General features: G+C 65.2%; 3 protein-coding genes. All 3 read left to right on the top strand.

Annotated features, from left to right (window positions below; translation table 11 throughout):
• The coding region (locus LH128_RS22085) for a hypothetical protein (RefSeq protein WP_008831911.1) at positions 1-318 on the top strand (318 nt) is incomplete at its 5' end.
• Between the two features lie 86 nt (positions 319-404).
• A complete protein-coding gene (locus tag LH128_RS22080) occupies positions 405-1,619 on the top strand; it encodes a type IV secretory system conjugative DNA transfer family protein (protein ID WP_008831910.1) in 1,215 nt (404 codons plus the stop codon).
• Positions 1,616-2,860, top strand: coding sequence for a hypothetical protein (locus LH128_RS22075; protein WP_008831909.1), 1,245 nt, complete (start codon positions 1,616-1,618; stop codon positions 2,858-2,860). The genes LH128_RS22080 and LH128_RS22075 overlap by 4 nt, the downstream gene beginning before the upstream one ends.
• Positions 2,861-2,909 lie beyond the last annotated feature (49 nt).

Genomic DNA, 2,909 nt, shown 5'->3' with positions numbered 1-2,909 from the left:
GATGACCTCGATCACGTCAACGCGGCATGGACGATCGCCAGGGAGCGCTACATGACCTCGAGCGCCGAAGGCGAACGCTTCGACCTCTGGCGCTGCACCGGGCTCACCGTGCCAGACCTTTCGGCCGCAGGCTGCGAAATGGGCGACAATGACCCCTGCATCCGGCCAGGCCGCGTCTACGAGCCGGGCCATATCGAACTGGATGAGGAAAAGGGCCTCATCGTCACCATCGGAAATTCGATCCGCACCTTCGAAAACCAGATCGAGGCCGAGGGCCACCTCTGGCGGGCCTATGCTGCCTCCGAGTTCACCTTCTAGCCCGAGGCCGCAGGCTGATCGAGGCGCCGATGCTCACTTGAGGGGAGGGGGAAGGGAGAGGCGAGCAACCCGAAAGGAGCCGCCCCATGTCCAACATCGTGAAACTTCCGGGACCGCCAGCGCCGCCGCGCTGCGCGGTCCCCATCGGGCAAACGCCCTATGGTCCCCTCGAACTGGACCTCGCCCGCGTCCTCGCGGGACGCATGTTGGTTCAAGGTGGGTCCGGTGCCGGCAAGAGCCAGACCATGCGCCGCATAGTCGAAGAAGCCTTCGACTACGTTCAAACCATGATCGTCGATCCCGAGGGCGAGTTCGGCAACCTTGCCGCGCACATCGGCGCCACCACGATCAAGGCCGCCGAAATCGCCGCCGATGGCCTGACCGCCGCAGCGACCCGCGCGAGGCACCATCGCATTGCCCTTCATCTGGATCTCACCGACCTCGATCCCGAACAGCGCATCATCAAGGCATCGGCCTTCTTCGCCGGCCTTGTCGGCGCGCCGCGTGAGGACTGGAAACACACCGTTCTCGTCGCGATCGACGAAGGGCACCTGCTCGCGCCTCATCAGGCCGGTTCCGCGCAGGACGCAGAAACCCGCCGCCTTGGCGTCGCAACGCTCACCGATTTGTGCGCCCGAGGCCGCAAACGCGGAATCGCACCCATCATCGCGACCCAGCGGCTCGCCAAGCTCTCCAGCTCCGTCGTCTCCGAGCTTCAGAACTTCCTCATCGGCATCAACGTCTTCGACCGCGACATCATCCGTGCCGCCGACATTCTGGGATTCAGCCGCAGCGAGGCCGAAAAGCTGCGCAGCCTGCGGGCTGGCGAGTTCTACGCCTTCGGCCCCGCGCTCACCCGCACACCGCTGCTCGCCAAGATCGACCAGACCATCACCGAACATCTCGGCGCCACCCCGGACTTGCATGGCGCGGCCGACCTCGACCATGCCGAGGCCCAAAAGCTGCTCGACCTCGAGCATCTTCGCGAAACACCGAGCCGACGCGACGAAAGCCTGAAGGCTCGCGGCAGCCGCGCTCTCGACGCCTTCCTGCTCGATCCCATCGCGCCGACCGCAACGGCGATCTGCCTGGCCTTGAAGGGGATTTCTCCCAACGCCACCACCGCCAGCGAACTGGCCAAGCACCTTTGCATCACGCGCGAGGCCGTGGATCAAGCGCTGGACGTGCTCTCAGCGCTCTCGGCCGTCGATACCATGCCACGCGCCGATGACCGCATGGCGCGCCTCCATACACGTCTCCGCGCCCGTCTCAGCGATGTTCATGTGGTCGGCCTGTCATGACCGACGATACCGCACCGATCATCGTCGAACTTGTGCCGCTCGCGGCCCCGGTGCCGAAGGCATCGGCGCCGCTGGGCGAAATGCAGTATCGCTCCGATAGCTGGACCCCGCAGGAGGTTCGCACCTTGCGCCAGCTTTTTACCGACGACATTCCACTGCTGGAAATCTCCGAGGCCCTGGGCCGCGGCCTGCAAGGTGTCAGGGACAAGGTCTGCACCCTTGGCCTACGCCGCCATTCGACGCGGCCGTGGAGCGAACTTGAAGATCACGAACTGATCCAGACCTACGGGCAAGAGCCCGCTGCTACGATCGCGGCGCGTCTCGGCCGCTCATGTGGCGCAGTCTATACCCGTGCCGCGATCCTTGGGCTCAGCGAACAGGCAGCACCGGCATGGACACCATGGGAGGATGCACAGCTACGCGCCGGCTTTGCGGCTGACATTCCAACGGCTCAGGTCGCCCTGATCATCGGCAGACCCCATGCCGGCGTCTACAGCCGTGCAGGCAAGCTGGGCATCAAGCACGCGAGCAGCCCCAAGGGCTGGACCAACGCCGAGATCGAGCGCGCCATCGAACTCGTGCAAGCTGGGCATACCTATACCCAGATCGGCGTGATCCTTGGAACGGAAGGCTTCGCCATCCGCACCAAGTCGTCGCTTCAGGCGCTTATGCAGCGAACCGGGCAGGGGAAGGGCTGGGGCCGCGTCTGGATGCCCGAAGAAGATGAACTCCTCATCAAAGCCTACCGCGAAAACGCCAGCCTCACGCCTCTGCGCAACCGGCTCGGCCGATCGGTCTTCTCGATCCGCTGGCGCGCGGAATATCTGAACCTTCGCGGCACGCATGCCCGGTCCAAAGGCTGGCGCCTTGGCCCTGACTGGTCCGAGGCCGACGAAGCATGGCTTCGCCGCGACTACGGAAAAACCCCGACGCCTGAACTGGCCCGGCAGATGGGCCGTACCCGCGCCGCCATCTTCACGCGCGCGAATATTCTGGGGCTCGTTCATGAAGGGCGCCAGCGCTGGACGCCTGATCATCTGGCCGCGCTGCGCATCGCGCATGAGCATGGCATCAGCCTCGCAGACCTTGCCGCAGCGCTCGGCCGCGAAGCGGGCGCGCTTCACAAGTATGCCGCCAAGCAGGGCCTTATCTTCGGCCGTCGCCCCCGCTGGCCACAACCTCCGACCCTCGCTGACATCCTGAATCTGCCCGAGGCAGCGAAAGGGAAGGGGGAGGGGTGAAGGCGAAGGCAAGGATTTTCCGCGCCAGCAGGAGATGCAGCATGTGCCC

Origin of the sequence: Sphingomonas sp. LH128, assembly GCF_000293195.2 — a bacterium.
Taxonomy (GTDB): Bacteria; Pseudomonadota; Alphaproteobacteria; order Sphingomonadales; family Sphingomonadaceae; genus Novosphingobium; species Novosphingobium resinovorum_A.
This window is presented reverse-complemented; position numbering and strand designations above follow the sequence as displayed.

Bases quoted from the DNA above. Each gene is read 5' to 3' on its own strand.
- LH128_RS22080 (WP_008831910.1), top strand. From the start codon at position 405: ATGTCCAACATCGTGAAACTTCCGGGACCGCCAGCGCCGCCGCGCTGC.
- LH128_RS22075 (WP_008831909.1), top strand. From the start codon at position 1,616: ATGACCGACGATACCGCACCGATCATCGTCGAACTTGTGCCGCTCGCG.